The organism is Streptomyces sp. NPDC052114, from assembly GCF_040680155.1.
Taxonomy (GTDB): domain Bacteria; phylum Actinomycetota; class Actinomycetes; order Streptomycetales; family Streptomycetaceae; genus Streptomyces.
In genome coordinates, this window is the sequence record NZ_JBFAWC010000007.1 from 228,954 (window position 1) to 254,163 (window position 25,210).

The window sequence follows — 25,210 nt, forward strand, 5'->3', positions numbered from 1 at the left end:
GTGGTCTGACGACCGGTGTGGCCTGCGCCACTACCGTCGAATCGTGACTGTGATCGCGACCGAAAGCCTGAGCAAGCGGTTCCCGAGGGTGACCGCGCTTGACCGGCTCTCCATGGATATCGGGCCCGGTGTGACCGGACTCGTCGGGGCCAATGGAGCCGGCAAGTCCACACTGATCAAGATCCTGCTGGGTCTGTCCCCCGCCACGGAGGGCCGCGCCGCCGTGCTCGGCCTCGACGTCGCCACCAGCGGCGGCCAGATCCGCGAGCGCGTCGGGTACATGCCCGAGCACGACTGTCTGCCGCCCGACGTCTCGGCCACCGAGTTCGTCGTCCACATGGCGCGCATGTCCGGCCTGCCGCCCACCGCGGCCCGCGAGCGCACCGCGGACACCCTGCGCCACGTCGGGCTCTACGAGGAGCGGTACCGCCCCATCGGCGGCTACTCGACCGGCATGAAGCAGCGGGTCAAGCTCGCGCAGGCCCTCGTCCACGACCCCCAGCTGGTCTTCCTGGACGAGCCGACGAACGGCCTCGACCCGGTCGGGCGCGACGAGATGCTCGGCCTGATCCGCCGCGTCCACACCGACTTCGGCATCTCGGTCCTGGTCACCTCGCACCTCCTGGGCGAGCTGGAGCGCACCTGCGACCACGTCGTCGTCATCGACGGCGGCAAGCTCCTGCGGTCCAGCTCCACCACCGACTTCACCCAGACCACCACGACGCTGGCCGTCGAGGTCACCGACACCGACGAACACCCCGACGGCACCCGCGCGCTGCGGGACGCCCTGCGGCTCCGCGGCATCGGCACCGAGACCGGCGGCGAACTGCCCGGCGCCGGACACACCATCCTGCTCACCGCCGACGGCGAGGAGACGTACGACCTCGTGCGCGACCTCGTCGCCGACCTCGGCCTCGGCCTGGTCCGGATGGAACAGCGCAGGCACCACATCGCCGAGGTCTTCAAGGACCAGGACGCGGCACGCCAGGAGCCCGTCCCCGCCGCACAGAAGGGAGGCGGGACGCGATGAGCACCGAATCCACCCGGATCCACAACATCGGGTACCGCGACTACGACGGCCCCCGCCTCGGCCGTGCCTACGCCCGCCGCTCGCTCTTCTCCCAGAGCCTGCGCGGCGCCTACGGCCTCGGACGCTCGGCCAAGTCCAAGGTCCTGCCCATGATCCTCTTCGCGGTGATGTGCGTGCCCGCGGCGATCATGGTGGCGGTCGCCGTGGCCACCAAGGCCAACGACCTCCCTCTCGACTACACGCGCTACGCCATCGTGCTGCAGGCCGTCATCAGCCTCTTCCTGGCCTCCCAGGCACCGCAGACCGTCTCGCGCGACCTGCGCTTCAAGACCGTGCCGCTCTACTTCTCGCGCCCCATCGAGCGCGGTGACTACGTCCTGGCCAAGTTCGCCGCCCTGACCTCGGCCCTCTTCGTGCTGACCGCCGCGCCGCTCCTCGTCCTCTACGTGGGGGCGCTGCTCGCCAAGCTCGACTTCGCCGACCAGACCAAGGGACTGGGACAGGGCCTGGTCTCCGTGGCGCTCCTCTCGCTCCTCTTCTCCGGCATCGCGCTCGTCATCTCGGCGATCACACCCCGGCGCGGCTTCGGCATCGCCGCCGTCATCGCCGTCCTGACCATCACCTACGGAGCGGTGTCCACGGTCCAGGCGATCGCCTACGAACAGGGCAGCACCGGCGCCATCGCCTGGCTCGGACTCTTCTCGCCGATCACGCTCATCGACGGCGTGCAGACCGCCTTCCTCGGCGCGACCTCCGCCTTCCCCGGAGGGGAAGGCCCCTCGGCCGGCGTCGGCGTCGTCTACGTACTCGTCGTCCTCGGCCTCATCGCCGGCTGCTACGGAGCCATGATGCGCCGCTACCGGAAGGTCGGGCTGTGACCACCATCAACATCGACCACACCTCCCGCTGGTTCGGGAACGTGGTGGCCGTCAACGACATCACCATGAACATCGCCCCGGGAGTCACCGGACTCCTCGGTCCGAACGGCGCGGGCAAGTCCACGCTCATCAACATGATGGGCGGCTTCCTCGCCCCCTCCACGGGCAGCGTCACGCTCGACGGCAGGCCGATCTGGCGCAACGAGAAGATCTACAAGGACATCGGCATCGTCCCCGAGCGCGAGGCGATGTACGACTTCCTCACCGGCCGCGAATTCGTCGTCGCCAACGCCGAGTTGCACGGCCTGGACAAACGCGCCGCCCAGCAGGCGCTCGCCACGGTCGAGATGGAGTACGCGCAGGACCGCAAGATCTCCACGTACTCCAAGGGCATGCGCCAGCGCGTGAAGATGGCCTCCGCCCTGGTCCACGACCCCTCGGTGCTGCTGCTCGACGAGCCGTTCAACGGCATGGACCCGCGCCAGCGCATGCAGCTGATGGACCTCCTGCGGAGCATGGGCGACCAGGGCCGCACGGTCCTGTTCTCCTCGCACATCCTCGAAGAGGTCGAGCAACTGGCCTCGCACATCGAGGTGATCGTCGCCGGACGGCACGCGGCCAGCGGCGACTTCCGCAAGATCCGCCGGCTGATGACCGACCGGCCCCACCGCTATCTGATCCGCTCCAGCGACGACCGCGCCCTGGCCGCCGCGCTCATCGCCGACCCGTCCACCGCCGGCATCGAGGTCGACCTCAAGGAGGGCGCGCTGCGCATCCAGGCCGTCGACTTCGGCCGGTTCACCGCGCTGCTGCCCAGGGTCGCCCGTGACCACGGCATCCGGCTGCTGACGGTCTCGCCCTCGGACGAGTCCCTCGAGTCGGTCTTCTCCTACCTCGTCGCGGCCTGAAGGGAGCCACCGTGTACGACCCCACTGTCGCCCGGCTCACCTACCGGGCCCTGCTCGGCCGCCGCCGGGCACTGATCCTCTTCGCCCTGCCCGTCCTGCTGATCGTCATCGCCGCGGCGGTCCGCGCGTTCAGCGGCGCCGACGACCAGGTCGCCGTCGACGTCCTGGGCGGCTTCGCCCTCGCCACCATGGTGCCGATCATCGGCGTCATCGCGGGCACCGGCGCCATCGGCCCGGAGATCGACGACGGCTCCGTCGTCTACCTCCTGTCCAAGCCGGTCAAGCGGCCCACGATCATCATCACCAAGCTGACCGTCGCCATCGCCGTGACCATGGCGTTCTCCGCGATCCCCACCTTCATCGCGGGGATGATCCTGAACGGCAACGGCCAGCAGATCGCCATCGCCTACACCATCGCGGCACTGGTCGCCTCCATCACCTACGCCGCGATCTTCCTGCTCCTGGGCACGGTCACCCGGCACGCCGTGGTCTTCGGCCTCGTCTACGCCCTGGTCTGGGAGGCCCTCTTCGGCTCCCTGGTCGCCGGGGCGCGCACGCTCAGCGTGCAGCAGTGGTCCCTCGCCGTGGCCCAGAAGGTCGGCGACGGCGACCTGATCACCTCGGACGTGGGCCTGCCGTTCGCGACGGTCCTGCTGGTCGCCGTCACGGTGCTCGCCACCTGGTACGCGGGACAGAAGCTGCGGTCGCTGACGCTGGCCGGGGAGGAGTAGCCGATGACCCCGCGTCCGTCTTGACGGTGTCTTGACCCTCCCATCAGCACACTGGTGGGAGGGTGCGCCAGTGGGCGCGCTGATTCCGAGGAGGTGCCGCGATGGCATCAAAGGAGGACTGGGACGACGTCGTCCTGGACGAGGACTTCGTACGGTCCGCGCAGACGGAGGAGCCGTCCGCGCGGGCGCGCATGCTGACCGAGCGGTGGCGGCGGAGCGGAGCGCCGGAGCCGCAGCCCTGGCGCTCGGACGATCCGCCGGCGGGATGGTTCTTCAGCCGCTCGCGTCGTCGCAGGTGGCGGCGTAAGTAGGGCCGCGGAACGCACCGGCGCCCCGCGCCGCGGATTAATTCGGTGGCGGTGAACTGCCGCGCCGGGCAGAGTGGTTGATGTCAGCGCGACGGCCGAATCAGCGGCCGCGCCCACCTACCGGGAGAGGAGCCGGCGTGTCCATCAGTAGTCCGTCGAGCTCCCGGCGGGGCAGCCCGCGGCAGGCTCCGGAGTAGTTACTCACTCCGTCGAGCCCCGCCGCGGGGGAGTTGCCCGGGGCGGCCGCTTCGAGCGCGCAGAACCCACATCTGCGCGGGCCGCCCACCCGGAGGATTGGCCGAGTGGTAAGGCAGCGGCTTGCTAAGCCGTCGTCAGGGTTGACGCCCTGCGCGCGTTCGATCCGCGCATCCTCCGCGAGACGTTGCACGGGGCCGGAGCGGTTTCCCGGCGCCCGGCACCTGGTGCACCGTCGATCACCGGCTTCGCCGAGTCCGTCCTCGGCCGCCGGACGGGCTCCGTCAGCCCGCGCCCAGCAACCGCTCCAGCACCACCGCGATGCCGTCGTCCTCGTTGGACGTCGTCACCTCGTTCGCCACCGCCTTCAGTTCCTCGTGGGCGTTGGCCATGGCGACGCCGTGGGCCGACCAGCCGAACATCGGGATGTCGTTGGGCATGTCGCCGAACGCGATCGTGTCCGCGGCCTTCGCACCGAGGCGGCGGGCCGCCAGGGAGAGGCCCGTGGCCTTGGAGAGGCCCAGCGGCAGCAGCTCGACGATGCCCTCGCCGGCCATGGTCACGCCGACCAGATCGCCGGCCACCCGCCGCGCCACGTCCGCCAGGGCGTCGTCGCCGAGGCCGGGGTGCTGGACGTAGACCTTGTTCAGCGGGGCCGCCCACAGGTCGGAGATGTCGGTGAACGGGATGACCGGGAGGGGGCCCTCCTGGACCGCGTACCCGGGGCCGACCAGGACCTCGCCGTCGATGCCGTCACGGCTCGCGGCCAGCGCCAGCGGGCCGATCTCGGCCTCTATCTTCGCGAGCGCCAGGCCCGCCAGCTGACGGTCGAGCGTCACCGACGTCAGCAGCCGGTGCTCCCCCGCGTGGTAGACCTGCGCGCCCTGCCCGCACACCGCGATGCCCTCGTAGCCGAGGTCGTCGAGGATGTGGCGGGTCCAGGGCACCGCACGGCCGGTGACGATGATGTGCGCCGCGCCCGCCGCGGTGGCCGCGGTGAGCGCTTCGCGCGTGCGTTCCGAAACCGTGTCGTCGGGGCGCAGCAGCGTCCCGTCGAGGTCGGTCGCGACCAGCTTGTACGGGAAGGAGGGCGTGACCGGAGCAGGGTGGCTCACTTGGCGATGGGCTCCAAAATCTCTCGTCCCCCGAGGTACGGACGCAGCACCTCGGGCACCACCACGGAGCCGTCGGCCTGCTGGTGATTCTCCAGGATGGCCACGATCGTGCGCGGGACGGCGCACAGCGTGCCGTTCAGCGTCGCGAGCGGCTGCACCTTCTTGCCCTCGCGCATGCGCACGGAGAGGCGGCGGGCCTGGAAACCGTCGCAGTTCGAGGCCGAGGTGAGCTCGCGGTACTTGCCCTGGGTGGGGATCCACGCCTCGCAGTCGTACTTGCGCGAGGCCGAGGAGCCGAGGTCACCGGTGGCGACGTCGATCACCTGGAAGGGCAGTCCGAGGCCGGTCAGCCACTGCTTCTCCCACTCCAGGAGGCGCTTGTGCTCGTTCTCCGCGTCGACCGGGTCGACGTACGAGAACATCTCGACCTTGTCGAACTGGTGGACGCGGAAGATGCCGCGGGTGTCCTTGCCGTACGTGCCCGCCTCGCGGCGGTAGCAGGGCGAGAAGCCGGCGTACCGCAGGGGCAGCTTGTCGGCGTCGATGATCTCGTCCATGTGGTACGCGGCGAGGGGGACCTCGGAGGTGCCGACGAGGTAGTAGTCGTCCTTCTCCAGGTGGTACACGTTCTCCGCGGCCTGGCCGAGGAAGCCCGTGCCCTCCATGGCGCGCGGGCGGACCAGCGACGGCGTGAGCATCGGGATGAACCCGGCCTCCGTCGCCTGCGCGATCGCCGCGTTCACCAGGGCCAGCTCCAGGAGGGCGCCGACGCCGGTGAGGTAGTAGAAGCGCGAGCCGGAGACCTTCGCGCCGCGCTCGACGTCGATGGCGCCGAGCGCCTCGCCGAGCTCCAGGTGGTCCTTCGGCTCGAAGCCCTCGGCCGCGAAGTCGCGCGGGGTGCCGACGCGGTCGAGGACGACGAAGTCCTCCTCGCCGCCGACCGGGACGTCCTCGTGGACGATGTTGCCCAGCTGGAGCAGGAGACGCTTGGTCTCCTCGTCGGCCTCGTCCTGCGCGGCGTCGGCGGCCTTGACCGCGGCGGAGAGCTCGCCCGCCTTCTTCAGGAGCTCCTGCTTCTCCTCCGGCGAGGCCTTGGGGATCAGCTTGCCGAGCGCCTTCTGCTCGGAGCGCAGCTCGTCGAAGCGGAGGCCGGACGACCTGCGCCGCTCGTCGGCGGAGAGCAGGGCGTCGACGAGCGCGACGTCCTCTCCACGGGCGCGCTGGGAGGCGCGAACACGGTCGGGGTCCTCACGGAGCAGGCGAAGGTCAATCACCCCTCAAGGCTACCGTCGTGCGGTTCCGGCCCACGACTCGATATTCCATTGTGTACGTTATGCCCGGTTTGCCGGAATGGGAATTCCCGGATTCGATCACGCCGAATCAAGATCGACGCGGCCGGAAAACTCCTGCCGCACCGACTCCGGCGTCGGGTCAATAAAGCGGACACCATTCCCCGAAATGGGGCAGAGTGTGCCCGGCCTCTTGACCCGAACTCCTTGTGGGGGACGGGACTTGAGACAGTTGTCCACTGCGGTTGTCCACAGGAATGGAAGCCTCCGGTGAGTTATCCACAGGGTGTGCGAAAGATCTGTGGACTTCGGAAGGAGGTGTTCCGAAAGCCGCATGCGTGACGAAGCTTTCCCTTCCCAAACCATCCCCACCCCCACTTTCGAGTGGAAATGGTTCGCTCCAACGAGTTGATCAATGGAAAAGAGTGGACGAGGGGTGACGTGCGAGGCTGTGGACGGACTTGGGCTCTGTAGGCCGATTTGTCGACCATGTAGCGCTTCGTTGTCGACTTGTCCCCAGGTCGAGATCCACCCCTGTGGATAACTTCTGTGGACAACGTAAATCTGCAGGTAGGACAGGAAGCGTCCGGTGGGGCGGTGCGGGACGTGCTGGCTAGAAACGGCCGTCCTGGCAGCGCGTCAGCCAGTCCGACGCGGCCATGAACTCCTCGTCCGTCGTGCCCGGCCGGAGCGGACCGACGTCCTCCGGCGTCATCCCGGCCCGCGGGTACGACCCGAGGAAGCGCACCTGCGGGCAGATCCGCTTGAGCCCCATCAGGGCCTCGCCGACCCGGCGGTCGGTGATGTGGCCCTCGGCGTCCACCGAGAAGCAGTAATTGCCGATGCCCTTGCCCGTCGGGCGCGACTCGATCCGCATGAGGTTGACGCCGCGCGCGGCGAACTCCTGGAGCAGTTCGAGCAGGGCACCGGGGTGGTCGTCGCCCAGCCAGATGACGACGGACGTCTTGTCCGCGCCCGTCGGCGCGGCGGGCCGGGCCGGGCGGCCGACCAGCACGAAGCGGGTCTCGGCGTTCGCCGCGTCGTGGATGTCGCGGACCAGCGACTCCAGGCCGTACGTCGCCGCGGCGAACTCGCCCGCGAAGGCCGCGTCGAACCGGCCCTCCTGGACCAGGCGGGCGCCGTCCGCGTTCGAGGCCGCCGACTCCCACACGGCGTCCGGCAGATGCTCGGCCAGCCAGTTGCGGACCTGCGGCTGGGCCACGGGGTGGCCCGTCACCGTCTTGACGTCCTTGAGCTTCGTGCCGGGGCGCACGAGCAGCGCGAAGGTGATCGGCAGGACGACCTCGCGGTAGATCATCAGCGGGTCGCCCTTGGCCAGCTCGTCGACCGTGGTGGTGACACCGCCCTCGACCGAGTTCTCGATCGGCACGAGCGCGGCCGCCGCCTCGCCGCTGCGGACCGCGTCCAGCGCGGCCGGTACGGAGACCATGGGCACGAGCTCCCGCGTGGCCGCCTCGGGCAGCGTGCGGAGAGCGGCCTCGGTGAAGGTGCCTACGGGGCCCAGGTACGTATAGCGCGTCGCCGACATACCGTCACCCTAATGGGCCGGACGTGGCACGGCTCACGTGTCTCAACAAGCGACCCCCGCCCCACGGGCCCGCCCCGCACGGGGCCAGGCCCGCCCCACGTCGGACCGGGCCCGCCCTCCCGGAAGGCCTACGCCTCCAGCAGCCGCTGCCCCACGTACTCGCCCTTCGCCGTGCCGCCCGGCACCGCGAACAGGCCGCTCGCCTCGTGCCGGATGAACTCCGAGAGGGCGTCGCCCCGGTCGAGCTTGCGCTGCACGGGGACGAAGCCGCGCAGCGGATCGGCCTGCCAGCAGACGAAGAGCAGCCCCGCGTCGGGCTCGCCGTGCCCGTCGAAGCCGTCGTGGTACGAGAACGGCCGGCGCAGCATCGCGGCGCCGCCGTTCTGGTCGGGCCGGGTGATGCGGGCGTGTGCGTTGAGGGCGATGACGACCTTGCCGTCCGGGCCCGTCTTGTCGAGCTTCGGCTCGGTCGTCTCCGTGCCGCCGGTCAGCGGTGAGCCGTCCGACTTGTGCCGCCCGATCACCGCCTCCTGCGCCTTCAGACCGAGCTTCTCCCAGTCGTCCAGGAGCATCCGGATGCGGCGCACGACGGCGTAGGAACCGCCCGCCATCCAGGCCGGATCGCCGTCGGCGGGCACGAAGATCCGCTTCTGGAAGTCCTTCTCCGACGGCTTCGGGTTGTTCGTGCCGTCGACCTGGCCCATGAGGTTGCGGGTCGTCATCGGCCGCTCGGTGGCGCCCGGCGACCGGTTGAAGCCGTTCATCTGCCAGCGGACCTTCGCCGTGCCCGCCGCCTCCTTCTGGATCGCGCGCAGCGCGTGGAAGGCGACGAGTGCGTCGTTCGCGCCGATCTGCACCCACAGATCGCCGTTGCTGCGTGCCTTGTCGAGGTGGTCCGAGGAGAAGTCCGGCAGCGGTTCGAGGGCGGCGGGGCGCTGCTTCTCCAGACCCGTGCGGGAGAAGAAGGAGGCGCCGAAGCCGAAGGTGACCGACAGGGAGGACGGGCCCGCGTCCCGCGCGACCGCGGTGTCGTCGCCGTCCACCGGCTCGCCCGCCATCAGCCGCTCGGCCGCCGCCGACCAGCGGCGCAGCAGGGCGGTGGCCTCCTTGCGGCCCGCGCCCCCGGCCAGGTCGAAGGCGATCAGATGGCCGTGGGCCTGGCCGGGCGTGGTGATGCCGGACTGATGTTTCCCGTGAAACATCACCGCGTCCGCGCCGATGGTCGTCAGGACCGTCGCGTCGCCGGCCGAGCCGCCCGACGAGGGAGCCGCGGCGTACCCGACCGCGCCGCCGGCCGCGCCGAGCGCGAGGCCGGTCGCGCCGGCGGTGCCGAGCAGCCGCCGCCTGGAAATGCCGTTGTCCGCCATGGTGGTTCCGTTCAGCCGATCTGCGCGTTCTTGTTCACGGTGACCTGGTCGATGTCCGAGGTGCGCACGGTCACCGCGATCTTCCAGTTGCCCGCCATCGGGATCTGGACGCCGCTCGCGCTCCAGTGTCCGGTGGAGATGTGGTCGGGGGCGACGGGCAGCGGGCCGACGTCCTTCGACTTGAGGGTGAACGACACCTTCACCTCGGGGACGTCGAAGGCGCTGCCGTTGGGCCGCTTCACATAGAGGTGCAGGTCGTTGCTGCCGGTGCGGCCCGGGTCGAGGTCCAGCTGCACGGTGCCCTTGCCGTCCTGGGCGCCCGTGTCGAAGGGCACCTTGAGGGTGAGCGGGCCCGAGCGCTGCGCGGCCGCGGCGGCGGAGGTGGCCTTGGCGGCCTCCTCCTCGGTGCGGCCCGGCTCGGTGGTGGTCAGGACCGTCGTGACGGCGAGGAGGACGACGGCGACGCCGGCCTCGGTGAGCACCGAGCGGCGCAGGCCCGAGCGGTGCGGGTCGGCGTCACGGATGCGCTTCTCGCGGGCGGTGGCCATGGCGGCCTGCTGGCGGGCGAGCTGGGCGGAGCGCTTGGGGTCGTCGTCCGCGTCCCCGGTGCCGGTCGGGACCGTGACCGTCTTCTTCTGCGCCTTCTTGGCGGCCTGCACGGACGACGGCTTCGCGGTCTGAACGGATGACTGTTCGGCGGCCTGCACGGACGACTGCTTCGCGGACTGTTTGGCGGAGACGCCCGACGCCCGCTTCTCCGCGCGCTGTTCGACGACCTGGGCGGCCGCCGCCTCCGGCGCGAGACCGCCCGCCTCGGCGGTGATCCGTCCGGTCCAGCGGCGCGAGACGGAGGCGACGCCCACCATGACGACGACCAGGCCGATCTTGACGAGGAGCAGCTGCCCGTACGACGTGCCGGTGAGCGCCGACCACGAACCGACCTGTCGCCACGACTGGTAGATCCCGGTCGCGACGAGCACGACGACGCTGATGAACGCGGTGCGCGAGAAGCGCCGCACGGCCGTCGCGTCCACCGACGGCGTGCGGAACAGCGCGACGAGCAGCGCCGCGAGCCCGCCGAGCCAGGCGGCGACGGCCAGCAGGTGCAGCACGTCGACGGGCATGGCGATGCCCGCCTGGAGGCCGGCCGACGCGTGCTCGGCCATGGCCCAGGTCGCCGCGATGCCGGTGGCGACGACGGTGCCGCCGATGGCGAGCCCGAAGGTGAGGTCCTTCTTCTCCTTGGGGTCCTCGCGCTTCTCGTACGCGCCGAAGAGCACCGCGATGAACAGCGCGGCGGCGGCGAGCAGCAGCAGCCGGGAGACCAGCGCCGCGCCCGTCTTGGTGTTGAGCACATCGCCGAGCGCGCCCATGTCGAAGACGTCGGCGAGCTTTCCGGAGCCGGTGTAGGGGGCGCGCAGGAGCAGCAGGGCGAGCGTGGCGGCGGTGAGCGTGACCCAGCCGTAGCTGACGAGCCGCTGCACGGGCCGGGCGCCCGCGCCGCGCGGCCAGCAGCCGAGCACGAACGCGGCGCCACCGACGACGACGACGAATCCGGCGTAGGACAGATAGCGCGCGATGTCGTAGAGCACGCCGACCAGACCGCCGCCGGCCTCCTGGTCGGGCAGTGCGACCTTGGTGTCCGAGGGCGCGCCGATGGAGAAGGTGAAGGCGCCGGCGACCGGATGGCTGTCGGCGGAGACGACCTGGTAGGCGACGGTGAAGGTGCCGTCGGGCAGGCCGGGGCGGAGTTTCACGCCGTACGTGTTGGCGCCCAGGTCGGTGGTCTTGTTGCTGTCGGCGCGCTTGCCGGACGGGTCGAGCACCCGCACGGAGCCGTCCGCCATGGCGACCTTCTCCGAGAAGGTGAGCTTCACCTGGGCGGGGGCCTTGCCGACCACCGCTCCCTGCTTCGGGTCGCTGCCGGTCAGCGCGGCGTGCGCGGACGTCGGCGCGGCACCGGCGAGGAAGGCACCGGTCGCGGCGAGGAGCACCAGGAGCAGCCGCCAGACGCGGGGAGCGACGCCGGTCCGGGGAACGGCTCTGGAGCGGGAAGCGGTGGTCTGCATCAACGGTCCGTCCCTCAGTGCGAGTTGTGTGACGTGTCGTGCTGCGCGGGCTTGTACGTCGCTTCCTTCACCGGAACCTCGACCGTGATCGGGTCCGACTTCTGGAAGCGGAGCGTCAGGGAGACCTTCTCGCCCTGCTTCGGCTTGCGCTTGAGCTTCTCCAGCATCAGGTGGTTGCCGCCGCTGGCGAAGTCGAGGTGGCCGTTCGCGGGCACGTCGAAGGACTTCTCCTCCTTCATCACGCCGCCCTTGGTGCTGTGCAGCGTGACGGAGCCCGCTATGTCGCTGGTGGCGGAGGTCAGCTTGTCGGCGGCGCCCTTGTTCGTGAGCGTGAAGAAGCCGGCCGCCATGTCGTCCATGGTGGGTTCGGGGACGTAGGCCCCGCTGACCTTCAGCTCGGGCTTGGCGTCCTTGTCGCCGGAGCCGGAGCCGGAATCGTCGCCGCAGCCCGCGAGGGTGAGCGCGGCGGTCAGGGCCAGGGCGCCGCCGGTGAGAGCCCGGCGGCGGGTGGTGGTGCGGTGGTTCACGGAGTCTGTCCCTTGAGGAGCTTGGGGAGGTCCTTGGTGTAGTCGTCGGCGGTGGCGCTCTCGCCGTACAGGACGTATCCCGCGTCGTTCTTCGGTGAAAAGGCGATGACCTGCGTGCCGTGCATCGAGACGATCTTGCCGTTCTTGTCCTTCTTGGACGGCTCGATGCTGATGCCGAGCTGGCGGGCGCCGGCCTGGATCGTGGAGAAGTCGCCGGTGAGACCGGTGAAGTCCGCGTCCACGCCCTTGAGCCACTTGCCGAGCTCGGCCGAGGTGTCGCGCTTGGGGTCGGTCGTCACGAAGACGACCTTGAGCTTGTCCTGGTCCGCCTTGGGCAGGGCCTTCTTGGCGACCGCGATGTTGTTCATCGTCAGCGGGCAGACGTCCGGGCAGTGCGTGTAGCCGAAGTAGATCAGCGTCGGCTTGCCCTTGGTCTCCTCGCGCAGGTCGTACTTCTTGCCGTGCGTGTCGGTCAGGACGAGGTTCGGCTTCTCGAACGGCTTGTCCAGGACCGTGGCGGCCTTGCCCGAGTCGGCCTCGGTGGAGACGTCGGCGACGGGCTTCTTGTTGTCGTCACCGCTTCCGCAGGCGGTCAGGGTGAGGGCGGCCGCGGCCAGCAGAGCGGCGGCGGCGAGCTTCTTGGTGGTCTTCGTGCGCATACGAAAATGTCCCAGATGTGAGGGTGCCGGGGTGCACCGGGGGCGTGCGTACGCCGTGTCGGCGCACCCCGTGAACGGCCTGCGCCGACGGTTCAGCCGGCGGTGCGACGGCGGCCCGCGAGCACGCCGAACGCGACGCCCGCGGCACCGACGACGATGCCGACGATCCCGAGGACGCGAGCTGTGGTGTCACTGCTGTCCGAGTCGGCGGACGCGCTCTCGGACGAGGAGCCCTTGGCGTCCGCCTTCGCGGCGTCGGCCGAGCCACCGCCGTGGTGGTCGTCGGACGCGGCGCTCAGCTCAAGGGCGGGCGCGGGGTGCTCCGGCTCCTCCTGGCCCTTCTGCTGCGGCTCGATCCAGCGGACGACTTCCTTGTTGTCGTACGTCTGGACGGCCTTGAAGACCAGCTGGTCGGCGTCCTCGGGCAGCTGGCCCATGGAGACCGGGAACTTCTGGAAGGTGCCGGGCTCGATGCCCTTGCCGTCGGCGGTCCAGGTGACCTTGGAGACCGCCTCGTCGATCTTCTTGCCGTGCATGTCCAGCGGCTTGTCGAGCTTGGTCTTGGTGACCTTCGCCTTCCAGCCGGGGACGGGCTCCGTCATCACGGAGGCGAGGGGGTGGTCGGTCGGGAAGGAGACCTCGAGCTTGGTGGTCGAGGCGTCGTCCATCTCGTTCGGCACCTTGAAGTTGACGACCGCGTACCCGCCCTTGGCGGCCTCGCCCTCCGGCGAGACGCTGACGTGCGCGAAGGCGGGCGCGGACAGGACGAGGACGGCGGAGGCGGCGACGGTGCCGACGGCGGCGACGCGGGTCTTGGCGTTCATGGAGGCACTCCACTTTCAGTGGTGGTGATCAGTACGAAGAGGGTGTGCGCGGCCGAGCGGGCACGCGCGCGTGCGTGCCGACGCCACCCCTCCGTGCTGAGTGCGGAGTGCGGTGCGTCAGGCAGCGAGTTCTACGTCGTGGGCGGCGGCCGGCGGGCCGCGCCTGATCACCGAGTCCTCCAGCGCGACGGTGCGCGGCTTCGGAGGGTCGAGCGGAGTGGTGCGCGGGCCGCGCGGTCCGGCGGTCTCGGGCGCGCCGGGCAGGCCCGCCCGCAGGGCGCGTACGAGGGTCAGGGCCGAGCGCAGGGAACGGACGAGCGCGCCTTCGGCCACGCCGTGCGCCCCCTGGGCGAGCCGGACGAGCCGCAGCAGCGCGAGGTCGCCGCGGCGCAGCAGCCAGCCGGCCGCGAGGGCCGCGAGGACGTGCGCGATCAGCATGGGCAGCGAGGGCACCAGCGACATGACGCCCGTGCCGCCCATGGACCCCATCGACCCCATCGAGCCCATGGATCCCGAGGCCATCGAGTCCACCGCGGTGTCCGCGGCAGCGGCGGCGGACTGGCCGTGGTGGTGCGCGGCGGCCTGGCCCGCGCCGCCCGTGCCGTCCGGGGAGAGCCCCGCGGTGCTGAGGATGCGCCGGGCCTGCGCCGGGCTGATCGTGGCGGTGCCCGCCCCGCAGACCAGGCGCGCGGCCCGCTCGACGAGGGAGGGCTGACCGCTCGGCACGGCGGCCGCCCCGCCGTGCTGGCCGAGGCTGAACAGGGCGTGCAGACCGAGCTGGCCCGCGGCGAGCAGGCCGGCGATGCCGGGCAGCGAACGCACCCGTCCGGCGAGCGGCACCGCGACCGCGAGGACGGCCAGGAAGCCCACGCCGAGCGTCCACAGCGGGACGGCGACGCAGGAGGCGAGCACATGGCCCCCGGCGGACAGCACGACACAGACCGCGGCGAACATCGCGGCCCTGAACAGCCGGAGATCGACTCCGACGCGCGTCGAGTGCTGGTGGGGGGCAGTCATGGCGGGGCCATCATCGCACTGGACTTACCCGGCGCATACGGCAGGTCCGGAAGGTCCTGTTCCGGCCGATGGGTGCCGCTGTGGGCCGTCGCGGGCGGTCCGTGCGCGCCCGCGTTCTACACCGGGTGGCGGGTGCCGCGCTTCCGCCGTATGGGCGGCATCACGTCAACCACGCGATTGTGGACGGCCGCTCGCGGCAATACGTATCGGTATGTCGAGCCGCAGCCAGGAGGCTGAGCATGAGCATCTGGTGGTCTCTCCATTTGCGGCGCGAGGCTGCGAGTGTGCCGCTCGCCCGCCGCTTGCTGATCGGCACGATGGAGACCGCGGGCGTTGACCCGGACGTCTCCTACGACCTGTCGGTCGCCCTCAGCGAGGCCTGCGCCAACGCCGTGGAGCACGGCGGGCGCGCCCACGGCGGCGCGCCGGGCGGGTACCGGGTCACGGCGTATCTGGACGGCGAGAAGTGCCGCATCGAGGTGGCCGACTCCGGCCCCGGTTTCCCCGTGGCATCGCGCGAATGTACGACGCCCCGGCCGCCCGCCGCCGAGACGGACGAGCACGGCCGGGGCCTGTGGCTGATCAGGGAACTCGCCGACCACGTCCACCTCGGCGACAAGCCGGACCGGGGCGGCGCGGTGATCAGTTTCGACAAGATCCTCAAGTGGCGTGAGGACGCTCCGCTGATGACGGCGTGAGGCCCCGCGGGGCCTCCGCGCCCTGCTCGGCCCCGGTCAGTCCTGCTCAGTCCTGATCAACCCTGGTCCGCGCGGGTCAGCGCGATCACCGGGATCGTGCGCGGTGCCTTGGCGCGGAACTCCGCGAAGTTCGGGTCCCGTTCGATCTGGCGGCGCCACAGCTCGTCGTGCTCGGCCGGGTCGACGGGCGCGGCGTGGGCCGCGTACCGCTCCGCGCCGACCTCGACGACGACCGAGGGATCCCGGGCGAGGTTGTGGTACCAGCCGGGAGCCTTCGGCGAGCCGCCGTTCGAGGCGAACACGATCAGGCGGTCCCCGTCGGGCCGGGGGTCCGGCAGATAGACCGCGGGAGTCGTCCGCGGCAGTCCGCTCCTGGCGCCGCGCGTGGTCAGCAGGAGCAGGGTCACGCCCTCGAAGGGCCCGCCGACCCGCCCGCCGTTCGAACGGAACTCCTCGATGACACGGCGGTTGAAGGGGTTGGCGTTGTTGATCCCGTCGCCGGTGGTCCTGCCGTCGGTCATCCGGTCGTCGATGGTCCCGCCGTCGGCGGAGGTCATGACGCCCCGCCCGCGGTGTCCGCGCCGATCGCCGAAAGGCGGGCGAACTGCTCGTCCGAGAGGGCCACCGCGCGCGCCCCCACGTTCTCCTCCAGGTGCGCGACCGACGACGTGCCCGGGATGGGCAGCACCGTCGGCGAGCGGCGCAGGAGCCAGGCGAGGGCCGTCTGGGCCGGGGTCGCGCCGACCTCGGCGGCCACCTCGGCGACCGCCCCGCCCGGAGCGGCGTGCGCCCCCATCGCCACCGGGAAGAACGGCAGGAAGGCGATGCCCTGCTCGGCGGCGAAGTCGACGACGGCCTCGTGCTGCCGGTCGGCGAGGTTGTAGAGGTTCTGCACGCTCGCGATCGGCACGATCTCCCGGGCCGCGCGCAGCTGCTCCACCGACACCTCCGACAGACCGATGTGCCGCACCTTGCCCTCGTCGCGCAGCTGCTTGAGCGCGCCGATCTGGTCGGCGAGCGGGAAGTCCGGGTCGATGCGGTGCAGTTGCAGCAGATCGATCCGCTCCACGCGCAGCCGGCGCAGGCTCAGCTCGGCCTGCTGGCGCAGATAGGCGGGGTGCCCCAGCGGCACCCACTCCAGCGGCGAGGGCCGCGCGACGCCCACCTTCGTGGCGACGACGACCTGGTCGGCGTACGGATGGAGGGCCTCGGCGAGCAGCTCCTCGCCGCCGCCCAGCGCGTACGAGTCCGCGGTGCCGATCAGGTCGACGCCGAGTTCGACGGCGCGGCGCAGCAGGGTGACGGCCGCGGCGCGGTCGGTCGGCGGTCTCCAGATGTGCCCCGGGCCCGGATCGATGCCCGGCTCGGGTGGCGCGGCCAGCCGCATGGCGCCGTAGCCGATCCTGCCGACCGGCAGGTCACCGCCGAGCGCGAAGGTCTCCGTGACTCGCGACTCCGTGGCCCGAGACTCCGTGCCCTGCGTCCGCGTGCGGTCCTGTGTGCTGGTGCTGCTCATGGTCGGGCCCTCCCCGTGCTGACTGGTACCCGCCCCCAACGATCACTTGGTCGGCCTTATTTCCCCTGTCCACGGCATTTCCCCTGCTCACGGCAGGTTCTGCCCCTTCAAGAAGTGGAATCGGTCCTTCCCCGGGGAAGGTCGGGGCCGGGCGGCAGCGCCCGCAGCAGCGCCTCGACCGCCGCTCCGTACGCGTGTTCCGCCGGCGTCGAATACCCGACGACCAGGCCGTCCGTCGCCGGCATCGTCGCCCGCGGGTGGCGGAACCCGGCGAGGCCGTCGAGCGCGATCCCCTGCCAGGCCGCGGCCTTGACCGCGGACGCCTCCGTGCCCGGCGGCAGCCGCAGCACCGCGTGCAGCCCGGCCGCGATGCCGGTGGCCGTGATGTGCGGGGCGCGTTCGGCGAGGGCGGCGACGAGCTGGTCGCGGCGGTGGCGGTAGCGCTGCCGCATCCGGCGGATGTGCCGGTCGTACTGCCCGGAGGCGATGAACTCGGCGAGCGTGAGCTGGTCCAGGACGCTCGCCCACGCCTCGCGCTCCCCCTTGGCGGCGAGCACGCCGTCGACGAGCTGTTCGGGCAGCACCATCCAGCCGAGCCGCACCGCGGGGGACAGGCTCTTGCTGACCGAGCCGAGGTAGACGACCCGCTCGGGATCCAGGCCCTGCACCGCGCCGACGGGCTCGCGGTCGTAGCGGAACTCGCCGTCGTAGTCGTCCTCCAGGACCAGGCCGTCGTGCGAGCGGGCCCAGTCGACGACGGCCGCGCGCCGGGCCGGGTGCAGCGGGCCGCCGGTGGGGAACTGGTGTGCGGGCGTGAGCAGCACTCCGCGCACCCGCTGACTCTCGGTCAACTCCTCGACGTGCGCCCCCTGTTCGTCCAGGCCCAGCGGCACGGTCCGCACCCCCGCGCTCTCCAGGATCCGGTGGTGGAAGCCGAGCCCGTACGACTCCACGGCGAACCGGCCGCGCAGCACCGCGCCGCCCGCCCCGTCCGAGCCCCCGAACAGCAGCCGCAGCCCGTGCGCGAAGCCGGAGCACACCACGATCCGCTCGGGGTCCACGCGCACCCCGCGGGCCCGCGTCAGATAGTCGGTGAGCGCCCGGCGCAGTTCGACGCGCCCGCGCGGATCGCCCGGTCCGAAGGCCTCGTTGGGCGCGGCGGCCAGCGCGCGCCGGGCGGCGGCGAGCCAGGCGGTACGGGGGAAGGAGGCGGCCTCCGGGGCACCCTGGCGCAGGTCGTACGCGGGGGCGGCGGGGCGGCCCGGCGCGGGCTTGGGCCTGCGGGGGCGCTTGGGCGGCGCGGCCCGCTCGGCGACCCGCGTCCCCGAGCCCTGGCGTGCGGTGAGCCAGCCCTCGGCGACCAGTTCGGCGTAGGCGTCGGCGACCGTGTTGCGGGCCAGGCCCAGGTCGGCGGCGAGCGAGCGGTAGGGCGGCAGCCTGGTGCCCGGCGCGAGCCGTCCCTCGCGTACGGCGTCCCGCAGCGCGCGGATCAGGACGGCGCGGCGGCTGCCGGGACCGGAGAGGTCCACATGCAGGTCACTGCCGATCCGCTCCGCCAAATTGACCCATGATTCCGGCATGGAAATGCACCCTACCCGAGGTCTTTCCGCGCCCTAGATTCATGGTCATGACGAACAACGCGACCACCACGCAGACCGCCACCGCCGCCGCCACTACGGCTCCCACCGCCTCCGTCACGGCTGCCACCGCCACCACGGCCGCCCCCCTCGCCCGGGTGAACTTCGCCAAGGCCGCCCCCAAGGCCTTCAAGGCCCTCATCGGCTTCGACGCCGCCGCCCGCGACGGCCTCGACCCGGCGCTGGTCGAGCTGGTCCAGATCCGCGCCTCGCTCCTCAACGGCTGTGCCTACTGCCTCCACATGCACACCTCCGACGCCCGCAAGGCCGGCGAGGACGAGGCCCGGCTGCACATGGTCGGCGTGTGGCGCGAGGCCCGGAACTTCTTCACCGAGAAGGAGCAGGCGGCCCTCGCCCTGACCGAGGCGGTCACCCTCGTCTCCCGGGGTGGCGTCCCCGACGACGTCTACGCCGAGGCGGCCCGCCACTTCGACGAGTCCGAACTCGCCCGTGTCCTGGCCCTGATCTTCGCCATCAACACCTGGAACCGCATCGCCCTGAGCACCGCCAAGGTCGCGGGCGAGGACGAGCGGGTGGCCCACTGAGGCGTCGGGCGACGCCGAAGGGCCGGTCCCCCAGGGGAGCCGGCCCTTCGGCGTGAGCGATACGCGGCTCAGCCCTTGAGCTCCGCCATCCACGCCTCGACGTCCTCGGACGTACGCGGCAGCGCGGCCGACAGGTTCTTGTTGCCGTCCTCGGTCACGAGGATGTCGTCCTCGATCCGGACGCCGATGCCGCGGTACTCCTCCGGCACGGTCAGGTCGTCCGCCTGGAAGTACAGGCCGGGCTCGACGGTCAGGCACATGCCGGGCTCCAGCGTGCCGTTCACGTACGAGTCGGTGCGCGCGGCGGCGCAGTCGTGGACGTCCATGCCGAGCATGTGACCGGTGCCGTGCAGCGTCCAGCGGCGCTGGAGACCCAGCTCCAGGACCTTGTCCACGTCGAGGTCGCCGAGCAGGCCCCACTCGACGAGCCGCGTGGCGAGCACGCGCTGCGCGGCGTCGTGGAAGTCGCGGAACTGACCGCCCGGCTTCACCGCGGCGATGCCGGCCTCCTGGGCCTCGTACACCGCGTCGTAGATCTTCTTCTGGAGCGGGCTGAAGCGGCCGTTGATCGGCAGCGTGCGCGTGATGTCCGCCGTGTAGTACGTGTGCGTCTCCACGCCGGCGTCGAGCAGGAGCAGCTCGCCGGAGCGGACCGCGCCGTCGTTGCGCACCCAGTGCAGGGTGGTGGCGTGGGGGCCCGCGGCGCAGATCGAGCCGTAGCCGATGTCGTTGCCCTCGACGCGGGCGCGCAGGAAGAACGTGCCCTCGATGTAGCGCTCGCTGGTGGCCTCGGCCTTGTCGAGGACCTTCACGACGTCCTCGAAGCCGCGCGCCGTGGAGTCCACGGCCTTCTGCAGCTCGCCGATCTCGAAGGCGTCCTTGACCAGGCGGGCCTCGGACAGGAAGACGCGCAGCTCCTCGTCGCGCTCGGCGGTGACCTTGTCGGTCAGAGCCGCCTCGACGCCGGCGTCGTAGCCGCGCACGACACGGACGGGGCCGGTGGCCTCGCGCAGGGCGCCGGTCAGCTCGCGCACGTCGGAGGCGGGGATGCCGTACAGCTTCTCGGCCTCGGTGAGGGAGTTGCGGCGGCCGACCCAGAGCTCGCCCTGGCCGTCCAGCCAGAACTCGCCGTTCTCCCGGTCGGAGCGCGGCAGCAGGTAGATCGTCGCGTCGTGGCCGCCGTCCTTCGGCTCCAGGACCAGGACGCCGTCCTCGGTCTGGTTGCCGGTGAGGTACGCGTACTCGACGGAGGAGCGGAAGGCGTACTCGGTGTCGTTCGAGCGGGTCTTCAGGTTGCCCGCGGGGATCACGAGGCGCTCGCCCGGGAAGCGGGCGGAGAGCGCGGCACGGCGGGCCGCGGTGTGCTCGGCCTGGGCGATCGGCTGCAGGTCGTGCAGTTCGGTGTCGGCCCAACCGGACTTCATGTTCTCGGCGAGCTCGTCGGAAACGCCCGGGTACAGCCCGTTCTTGCGCTGCTTGATCGGCTCTTCTTCCGTCTCTTCCGGGGTCTCCGGGTTGAGAGCGTCCGACACGATCTGCCTCCTATGTACGACACTGGGCCACCCTCCATCGTACGGGCGTGCGGAAGGGGTCCCAGGGCCGGAAGACCACTTACAGCGCGTGCCCGGAACCTCACGCGAAGGCAGCTCTCGCGGCACGTGGAGGCAGCCCTCCCGGCGCGCGGAGGCAGTCCTGACGGCGCGCGGAGGCAGTCCTCGAAGCACGCGCAGGCAGCCCTCGGGCGCCCGTGAAGCACCTGAGAAGGCCCCCGTGAAGGCCCCCGTGAAGGCACCCGCGCCTCACTCGAAGCGGGCCGCCAGCAGCACCACGTCCTCCTCGCTGTCCACCGCGTCGAGCCCGTCGGGCAGGACCGTGCGCAGCACGTGGTCGGCGATCGCGCCGGGGTCGTCGCGGATGCCCTTGGGCACGCTCGCCGCCGCCGCGTGCAGCCGCGCGAAGGCCCGGTCCATCGGGTCGCCGGTGCGGTGCAGCAGCCCGTCGGTGTAGAGAAGCACCGTTTCTCCGGGCTCCGGGGAGATCTCCACGCTCGGCGCCTCCCAGCAGGCGAGCATCCCGAGCGGCGCCGACAGGGTCGTCTCGACGAACTCCGTGCGCCGCTCCCCGACGATCAGCGGCGGGCTGTGCCCGGCCCCGGCCAGCACGATCTTGCGCAGGGCGGGCTCGCAGTACGCGAACAGCGCCGTCGCCGACCGCGCGGGCTCGGTCAGCCGCAGCAGCAGCTCCAGATCGGAGAGGACGGCGACGGGGTCCTCGCCCTCCATCACCGCGTACGCCCGCAGGGAGGCCCGCAGGCGGCCCATCGCCGCGACCGCGCTCGGCCCGGAACCGGTCACCGAGCCGACCGCGAGGCCCAGCGCCGCGTCCGGCAGCGGCAGCGCGTCGTGCCAGTCGCCGCCGCCGCGCGGCCCGGTGCGGTGCCGGGCGGCGAGCTGCACCCCGGCGACCCGGGGCAGCCGCGAGGGCATGAGCTCCTCGCGGAGGGTCGCGTCGGCGGTGCGGGTGCGGTCCAGTTCGATCAGGCGTGCGAGGTGCTCGGTGGCGTAGCGCGCGTAGAGCCCGACGAGGTGGCGTTGGCGCTCGACCGGCTCGGCGGGCTCGTCGTAGAGCCAGACCGCCGCGCCGATCCGGCCCGCCGCCTCGGTGGCCAGCGGCAGGGCATAGCTCGCCGCGTAGCCCAGCCGGGCGGCGACCTCGCGGTGGCGGGGGTCCAGGGCGTCGTCGGCGAGCAGGTCGGGCTGGACGATCTCGCTCTCGGGCCCGGGGGGCGAGGCCGTCGCGGAGTCCAGGATCCTGCCGTACGAGGTGGCGCCGCGCGGCACCGTCTCGATGTGCCCCAGATCGGCGCGGGCCAGGCCGAGGCCGACCGTGGTGTCGGGGCCGCGGCCGTCGGCGGGCTCGACGACGACGAGGCCGCGCCGGGCGCCCACCAGGGCGGCACCGGCGCGCAGGAGCTCGCGCAGGGCCTCGTCGAGGGTGGCCGTGCGGGCGAGCCGCTCGGTGAGTTCGTGCAGGGTGGTGAGGTCGGAGACCCAGCGCGCGAGGCGGTCCTGGATCACGGCGCCGGGCGCGCTCGGTACGGGAGTGTCCTCCGGGGCCGCTGGGGCGGGAGGGGTCTGCGCGGTGGGCGCGACAGTGTGTGCCGGTGGCGGAACAGTGGAGTCGATTCCGGCCACTTTCGGAAGGTGCGGGGCGTTCATGGCTGACGGCTTTCCGGCCGGTGCGTAATGCTCGATAGCATCGCAAACCCCCATGTTGTTCTGCGCCGCTAGCAATGTCTCCAGATGTACACGCACTGATGAGGGGATGTCCAGCATTGTCCTGCTGGGATTCCTGGTGTCCGAGGGAATTCGGGGAGCGCTGAGAGATCTTGGGAACTTGGCTGAAAACAGCGCCAGGTTAGGGCATATTAGGGTCGACTGAGGTTGTTCGGTAGAGCGTTGCGACGGTCGCGCTGGGTACCTACTCAGTGATGGCCAGGGGCAGTTGGGATCCGTCCGGAACCTGGCGAAGGACCCGGGCGTCCTAACTCACGACGACCGTGCCCCATCCTCCCGTGGGGGAGGCGGCAAGAAGTACCGCGGGACGGCAAACGCCAGGCGCCGCCACCCCACGCCACGTCAACGCTCGGTTCAGAGTGGTTCCCCATGCCCCAGGCTGGGGTCAGATGTGCCAGCTCATACGTACAGCGAAGAGATCCACACATGGTGTGATGTGGCCCGCAGTCTCCCCGGCGCAAGCCGGCGTGCAACGGAAAGGAACGAGCGCTCATGCGCGAGATCCTCGGAAGGCGACGCAGGCTCCTGTCCTGGCGAACGGGAAGGAAGCCCGGCCGGAGCGCCGGACAGCTCGGCGCGGCACTGACCTTCGCGACCGCATGGCGGTGGCCCGTCCTGCCGGGCGTCGGTCTCGACCGGCGCGACGGCACCCGGTGCGCCTGCCCCGACCCCGACTGCGCGGTGCCGGGCGCGCATCCCCTCGACCCCGGCCTCCTCGCCGCGACCACCGATGAACGGATGGTCCGCTGGTGGTGGACCAACCGGCCGGGCGCCCCCGTCGTGCTCGCCACCGGAGGCCGCGCGCCGTGCGCCGTGAGCCTGCCCGCGGAAGCGGGCGCGCGCGCCCTCGCCGCGCTCGACGAGACGGGTGTCCGGCTCGGCCCGGTGGTCGCCACGCCGAGCCGCCTCTATCTCCTCGTCGCGCCCTACTCCATGGCCCAGTTGGGCGAACTGCTCTACGCCAAGGACTGGGTGCCCGGCTCCCTGCGCTTCCACGGCGAGGGCGGCTACATCGCGCTGCCTCCCTCCGTGACGGGCCAGGGCGAGGTCGGCTGGGAGCGCGCGCCGCTGCCCGGCTCCGCCGCGCCCTGGGTGCCGGACGTCGAGGCGGTGGTGGACGCCGTCGTGGACGCCCTCACTCGTACGGGTGTGAGCGCGCCCGAGTTGTAGGGGAAATGGGCGCGCGGCGGACGGGCCGCGCGCCGACTGTCGTTATCTTCGGGCCATGCAACCCCGCCTGATCGTGCTCCTGGGCGTCGTGGCCGTCACGGTTCTCCTGCCGCTCGCCGGCGCGTTCGCGGGGCCCGTGGGCGACGGTGACGCGAAGTCGACCCTCCCCTCCCCCTCGAACGCCCCTTCGGACCCGGCGGACGCCCCCGCGAAGCCGGGCGACGCCCCCGCGCCGGCGGACCGGCACCCGGACCGCTCGCTGCTCGCGGACGGCGCCCTCGGCGGGCCGGCCACCGCCGCCCACTGCGGCCCCGAACTCTCCTCGCCCGACGGCATCGAGGCCCAGACCTGCGTCCTCACCCAGGGCCGCGACACCTGGGCGCGCACCTACTACCGCAACGCCACCGGCGAGGAGCTGACCGCCGTCCTGAGCGTGCTGGGACCGGGGGCGCGCACCGTACAGATGCACTGCGCCGTGGGCGCGGAGGACGAGCCGGGGGCGTGCGAGACCCCGCGCGAGCGGTCGACGGGCGCGGCCGGGGCGTACACGGCGGTGGCGGAGTTCGCGGCGGGGGAGTCCGGCGGGCTGCTGCTGCGGTCGGGCAGCAACTCGGCGCACCCGCAGGGAAGTTGAGAGCCGCCCCGACGGGACGGCGGGAACCGGGACCGGTCCCGGACATGGAAGGGCCCGGTTGCTGGCGACGGGGGATGCACCAGCAACCGGGCTACCTGAACGGTAACAAGAGATCGGCTCCTGGCAAATTCGATCTCAGTTATCCGGACAGGGATTTACCTGCGGTCACGGGGAGTTGTGACAGGAGTCACGCGCTCCGGTCCGCCGCGCGGCAGCACGGACGGGGCCGTCGTGCCGCGCGGCCCCACCGGTCAGCTCAGGGTGACCTGGCGGTTGGTGAGACCGCCGCGCGCCCGGCGCTCCTCCGCGGTCAGCGGGGCGTCCGAGGCGAGCGCCGCGGCGAGCCGCTCGGCGAACTCCGCCGCAGGCTTCTCCACGTCCGCCGCGCCGACCCCGCTCGGCAGGTCCCACACCGGCACGGTCAGGCCGTGCGCGCGGAAGGAGCCGACCAGGCGCGTGCCCTCGCCGAGCGAGGACGTGCCGGCCGCGTGCAGCCGGGCCAGCGCGTCGAGCAGGCGCTCCTCGGGGTGCGGCATGACCCAGCGCAGGTGGTTCTTCTCCGGGGTCTCGCACCAGTACGCGGCGTCCACGCCGGCGAGCTTCACGGTCGGGATGGCGGCGGCGTTCGCCCGCTCCAGGGAGGCGGCGACCTCCGGCGAGGAGTTCTCCGAGTCCGGCACCCAGAACTCGAAGCCCTCGTGCACGACCGGCTCGAAGGGGCCGGCCGGGTCGAGCAGGTCCTGCAGCCGGGGGCCTTCGGTCGGGGCGCGGCGGCCCTGCACCGGCGTACCCGGCTCGGCCTCCAGGGCGCGCTGCAGGGTGTCGGCCAGGTCGCGGCTGATGTCGCCCGATGAGGTGTCGTTCTGCAGGCCGAGCAGGACCGAGCCGTCGTCGCGGCGCAGCGCGGGCCAGGCCATCGGAAGCACCGTGGCCAGCGACACCGAGGGCACGCCGTCGGGGAGCCCGTCCTTGAGCGTCAGTTCGACGGTGGCGGCGGGGACCAGCTCGCGCAGGGCGACCCAGTCGCACTCGCCGGGCAGGCCGTCGAAGGGGCGCTGCACCAGCTCGGTCACCGCGTGCGCGGCGGCCCGGCCGTGACAGGCCTTGTAGCGGCGGCCCGAACCGCAGGGGCAGGGTTCGCGGGCGCCGACGACAGGGATCTCGCCGTCCCTGAGCTGCGGCTGCTTGCCCTTGGTCTGGGGGCGCTTCTTGGCCATCTTGGGTGTCTCCCGGCTGCGGCTCTCTTGC

24 protein-coding genes and 1 tRNA gene are annotated in these 25,210 nt (G+C 71.9%); 10 read left to right on the forward strand and 15 right to left on the reverse strand.

Annotated features, from left to right (window positions below; all coding sequences use genetic code 11):
* Positions 1-49: 49 nt before the first annotated feature.
* From AB0L89_RS17785 to AB0L89_RS17810, 6 genes are all read left to right on the forward strand, one after another.
* Positions 50-1,030, forward strand: coding sequence for an ABC transporter ATP-binding protein (locus AB0L89_RS17785; RefSeq protein ID WP_365142020.1), 981 nt, complete (start codon positions 50-52; stop codon positions 1,028-1,030).
* Positions 1,027-1,908 (forward strand): ABC transporter permease, encoded by an 882-nt coding sequence (locus AB0L89_RS17790; RefSeq protein ID WP_365141649.1) that lies wholly within the window; start codon positions 1,027-1,029, stop codon positions 1,906-1,908. The genes AB0L89_RS17785 and AB0L89_RS17790 overlap by 4 nt, the downstream gene beginning before the upstream one ends.
* Positions 1,905-2,816 (forward strand): ABC transporter ATP-binding protein, encoded by a 912-nt coding sequence (locus AB0L89_RS17795; protein ID WP_365141652.1) that lies wholly within the window; start codon positions 1,905-1,907, stop codon positions 2,814-2,816. Before AB0L89_RS17790 ends, AB0L89_RS17795 begins: the two co-directional genes overlap by 4 nt.
* A gap of 11 nt (positions 2,817-2,827) precedes the next feature.
* Positions 2,828-3,547, forward strand: coding sequence for an ABC transporter permease subunit (locus AB0L89_RS17800; protein WP_365141655.1), 720 nt, complete (start codon positions 2,828-2,830; stop codon positions 3,545-3,547).
* A 101-nt stretch (positions 3,548-3,648) separates the two neighbouring features.
* Entirely contained in the window at positions 3,649-3,858 is a 210-nt protein-coding gene (locus AB0L89_RS17805; RefSeq protein ID WP_365141658.1) for a hypothetical protein, read from the forward strand.
* Positions 3,859-4,143: 285 nt separating this feature from the next.
* Positions 4,144-4,230 (forward strand) — tRNA-Ser (locus AB0L89_RS17810).
* A gap of 104 nt (positions 4,231-4,334) precedes the next feature.
* On the opposite strand, the gene AB0L89_RS17815 is transcribed toward AB0L89_RS17810, so the two are convergent.
* The 9 genes from AB0L89_RS17815 to AB0L89_RS17855 form a co-directional block, all read right to left on the reverse strand.
* Complete coding sequence (locus tag AB0L89_RS17815; RefSeq protein WP_365141660.1) at positions 4,335-5,165, reverse strand: HAD family hydrolase; 831 nt, start codon at positions 5,163-5,165, stop codon at positions 4,335-4,337.
* Positions 5,162-6,439, reverse strand: a complete 1,278-nt coding sequence (gene serS, locus AB0L89_RS17820; RefSeq protein ID WP_365141663.1) for a serine--tRNA ligase — start codon at positions 6,437-6,439, stop codon at positions 5,162-5,164. The genes AB0L89_RS17815 and serS overlap by 4 nt, the downstream gene beginning before the upstream one ends.
* A gap of 628 nt (positions 6,440-7,067) precedes the next feature.
* Positions 7,068-8,003 (reverse strand): prephenate dehydratase, encoded by a 936-nt coding sequence (gene pheA / locus AB0L89_RS17825; protein WP_365141666.1) that lies wholly within the window; start codon positions 8,001-8,003, stop codon positions 7,068-7,070.
* A 128-nt stretch (positions 8,004-8,131) separates the two neighbouring features.
* The gene (efeB, locus tag AB0L89_RS17830; RefSeq protein WP_365141669.1) at positions 8,132-9,370 is read right to left on the reverse strand and encodes an iron uptake transporter deferrochelatase/peroxidase subunit; all 1,239 of its coding nucleotides are present in this window, start codon (positions 9,368-9,370) and stop codon (positions 8,132-8,134) included.
* An 11-nt stretch (positions 9,371-9,381) separates the two neighbouring features.
* Complete coding sequence (locus AB0L89_RS17835) at positions 9,382-11,439, reverse strand: copper resistance protein CopC (RefSeq protein WP_365141672.1); 2,058 nt, start codon at positions 11,437-11,439, stop codon at positions 9,382-9,384.
* 14 nt (positions 11,440-11,453) lie between these two features.
* On the reverse strand, positions 11,454-11,966 hold the full coding sequence (locus tag AB0L89_RS17840; protein WP_365141675.1) for a copper chaperone PCu(A)C: 513 nt from the start codon (positions 11,964-11,966) through the stop codon (positions 11,454-11,456).
* Entirely contained in the window at positions 11,963-12,625 is a 663-nt protein-coding gene (locus tag AB0L89_RS17845) for an SCO family protein (protein WP_365141678.1), read from the reverse strand. The genes AB0L89_RS17840 and AB0L89_RS17845 overlap by 4 nt, the downstream gene beginning before the upstream one ends.
* Positions 12,626-12,717: 92 nt before the next feature.
* Positions 12,718-13,449 (reverse strand): YcnI family protein, encoded by a 732-nt coding sequence (locus AB0L89_RS17850; protein WP_365141682.1) that lies wholly within the window; start codon positions 13,447-13,449, stop codon positions 12,718-12,720.
* Between the two features lie 117 nt (positions 13,450-13,566).
* Positions 13,567-14,466 carry a hypothetical protein gene (locus AB0L89_RS17855; RefSeq protein WP_365141685.1) on the reverse strand — a complete coding sequence of 300 codons (900 nt, stop codon included), beginning with the start codon at positions 14,464-14,466 and terminating at the stop codon, positions 13,567-13,569.
* A 239-nt stretch (positions 14,467-14,705) separates the two neighbouring features.
* Between AB0L89_RS17855 and AB0L89_RS17860 the strand changes: the two genes are divergently transcribed.
* On the forward strand, positions 14,706-15,164 hold the full coding sequence (locus tag AB0L89_RS17860; protein WP_365141688.1) for an ATP-binding protein: 459 nt from the start codon (positions 14,706-14,708) through the stop codon (positions 15,162-15,164).
* A 56-nt stretch (positions 15,165-15,220) separates the two neighbouring features.
* Here AB0L89_RS17860 and AB0L89_RS17865 read toward each other — a convergent pair whose 3' ends face one another.
* The 3 genes from AB0L89_RS17865 to AB0L89_RS17875 all read right to left on the reverse strand — a co-directional run bounded on the left by AB0L89_RS17865 (position 15,221) and on the right by AB0L89_RS17875 (position 18,260).
* Positions 15,221-15,721, reverse strand: coding sequence for a nitroreductase family deazaflavin-dependent oxidoreductase (locus AB0L89_RS17865; protein WP_365141690.1), 501 nt, complete (start codon positions 15,719-15,721; stop codon positions 15,221-15,223).
* Positions 15,718-16,680, reverse strand: coding sequence for an aldo/keto reductase (locus tag AB0L89_RS17870; protein ID WP_365141692.1), 963 nt, complete (start codon positions 16,678-16,680; stop codon positions 15,718-15,720). Before AB0L89_RS17870 ends, AB0L89_RS17865 begins: the two co-directional genes overlap by 4 nt.
* 107 nt (positions 16,681-16,787) lie before the next feature.
* Positions 16,788-18,260, reverse strand: a complete 1,473-nt coding sequence (locus AB0L89_RS17875) for a PLP-dependent aminotransferase family protein (RefSeq protein WP_365141695.1) — start codon at positions 18,258-18,260, stop codon at positions 16,788-16,790.
* Between the two features lie 47 nt (positions 18,261-18,307).
* Here AB0L89_RS17875 and AB0L89_RS17880 point away from each other — a divergent pair, with 47 nt between their 5' ends.
* Complete coding sequence (locus AB0L89_RS17880) at positions 18,308-18,862, forward strand: carboxymuconolactone decarboxylase family protein (RefSeq protein WP_365141697.1); 555 nt, start codon at positions 18,308-18,310, stop codon at positions 18,860-18,862.
* Between the two features lie 68 nt (positions 18,863-18,930).
* On the opposite strand, the gene AB0L89_RS17885 is transcribed toward AB0L89_RS17880, so the two are convergent.
* Together AB0L89_RS17885 and AB0L89_RS17890 are read right to left on the reverse strand one after the other, a co-directional pair.
* Positions 18,931-20,394: an aminopeptidase P family protein gene (locus AB0L89_RS17885; RefSeq protein ID WP_365141700.1), complete on the reverse strand. Its 1,464-nt coding sequence runs from the start codon at positions 20,392-20,394 to the stop codon at positions 18,931-18,933.
* A 267-nt stretch (positions 20,395-20,661) separates the two neighbouring features.
* Positions 20,662-22,197 carry a PP2C family protein-serine/threonine phosphatase gene (locus AB0L89_RS17890; protein ID WP_365141703.1) on the reverse strand — a complete coding sequence of 512 codons (1,536 nt, stop codon included), beginning with the start codon at positions 22,195-22,197 and terminating at the stop codon, positions 20,662-20,664.
* 453 nt (positions 22,198-22,650) lie between these two features.
* On the opposite strand from AB0L89_RS17890, the gene AB0L89_RS17895 reads away from it, so the two are divergent.
* Both AB0L89_RS17895 and AB0L89_RS17900 read left to right on the forward strand, forming a co-directional pair.
* Complete coding sequence (locus AB0L89_RS17895) at positions 22,651-23,328, forward strand: bifunctional DNA primase/polymerase (protein ID WP_365141706.1); 678 nt, start codon at positions 22,651-22,653, stop codon at positions 23,326-23,328.
* 55 nt (positions 23,329-23,383) lie between these two features.
* Entirely contained in the window at positions 23,384-23,962 is a 579-nt protein-coding gene (locus AB0L89_RS17900) for a hypothetical protein (RefSeq protein WP_365141708.1), read from the forward strand.
* A gap of 251 nt (positions 23,963-24,213) precedes the next feature.
* On the opposite strand, the gene AB0L89_RS17905 is transcribed toward AB0L89_RS17900, so the two are convergent.
* A complete protein-coding gene (locus AB0L89_RS17905) occupies positions 24,214-25,179 on the reverse strand; it encodes a DUF5926 family protein (RefSeq protein WP_365141710.1) in 966 nt (321 codons plus the stop codon).
* Between the last annotated feature and the right edge of the window lie 31 nt (positions 25,180-25,210).

What these genes read in the sequence shown, in the direction of transcription:
- AB0L89_RS17790 (WP_365141649.1), top strand. Translation starts at nt 1,027, where the DNA reads ATGAGCACCGAATCCACCCGGATCCACAACATCGGGTACCGCGACTAC.
- AB0L89_RS17805 (WP_365141658.1), top strand. Translation starts at nt 3,649, where the DNA reads ATGGCATCAAAGGAGGACTGGGACGACGTCGTCCTGGACGAGGACTTC.
- pheA (WP_365141666.1), bottom strand. Translation starts at nt 8,003, where the DNA reads ATGTCGGCGACGCGCTATACGTACCTGGGCCCCGTAGGCACCTTCACC.
- efeB (WP_365141669.1), bottom strand. Translation starts at nt 9,370, where the DNA reads ATGGCGGACAACGGCATTTCCAGGCGGCGGCTGCTCGGCACCGCCGGC.
- AB0L89_RS17835 (WP_365141672.1), bottom strand. Translation starts at nt 11,439, where the DNA reads ATGCAGACCACCGCTTCCCGCTCCAGAGCCGTTCCCCGGACCGGCGTC.
- AB0L89_RS17845 (WP_365141678.1), bottom strand. Translation starts at nt 12,625, where the DNA reads ATGCGCACGAAGACCACCAAGAAGCTCGCCGCCGCCGCTCTGCTGGCC.
- AB0L89_RS17850 (WP_365141682.1), bottom strand. Translation starts at nt 13,449, where the DNA reads ATGAACGCCAAGACCCGCGTCGCCGCCGTCGGCACCGTCGCCGCCTCC.
- AB0L89_RS17855 (WP_365141685.1), bottom strand. Translation starts at nt 14,466, where the DNA reads ATGACTGCCCCCCACCAGCACTCGACGCGCGTCGGAGTCGATCTCCGG.
- AB0L89_RS17860 (WP_365141688.1), top strand. Translation starts at nt 14,706, where the DNA reads ATGAGCATCTGGTGGTCTCTCCATTTGCGGCGCGAGGCTGCGAGTGTG.
- AB0L89_RS17865 (WP_365141690.1), bottom strand. Translation starts at nt 15,721, where the DNA reads ATGACCTCCGCCGACGGCGGGACCATCGACGACCGGATGACCGACGGC.
- AB0L89_RS17870 (WP_365141692.1), bottom strand. Translation starts at nt 16,680, where the DNA reads ATGAGCAGCACCAGCACACAGGACCGCACGCGGACGCAGGGCACGGAG.
- AB0L89_RS17875 (WP_365141695.1), bottom strand. Translation starts at nt 18,260, where the DNA reads ATGCCGGAATCATGGGTCAATTTGGCGGAGCGGATCGGCAGTGACCTG.
- AB0L89_RS17880 (WP_365141697.1), top strand. Translation starts at nt 18,308, where the DNA reads ATGACGAACAACGCGACCACCACGCAGACCGCCACCGCCGCCGCCACT.
- AB0L89_RS17890 (WP_365141703.1), bottom strand. Translation starts at nt 22,197, where the DNA reads ATGCTGGACATCCCCTCATCAGTGCGTGTACATCTGGAGACATTGCTA.
- AB0L89_RS17895 (WP_365141706.1), top strand. Translation starts at nt 22,651, where the DNA reads ATGCGCGAGATCCTCGGAAGGCGACGCAGGCTCCTGTCCTGGCGAACG.
- AB0L89_RS17900 (WP_365141708.1), top strand. Translation starts at nt 23,384, where the DNA reads ATGCAACCCCGCCTGATCGTGCTCCTGGGCGTCGTGGCCGTCACGGTT.
- AB0L89_RS17905 (WP_365141710.1), bottom strand. Translation starts at nt 25,179, where the DNA reads ATGGCCAAGAAGCGCCCCCAGACCAAGGGCAAGCAGCCGCAGCTCAGG.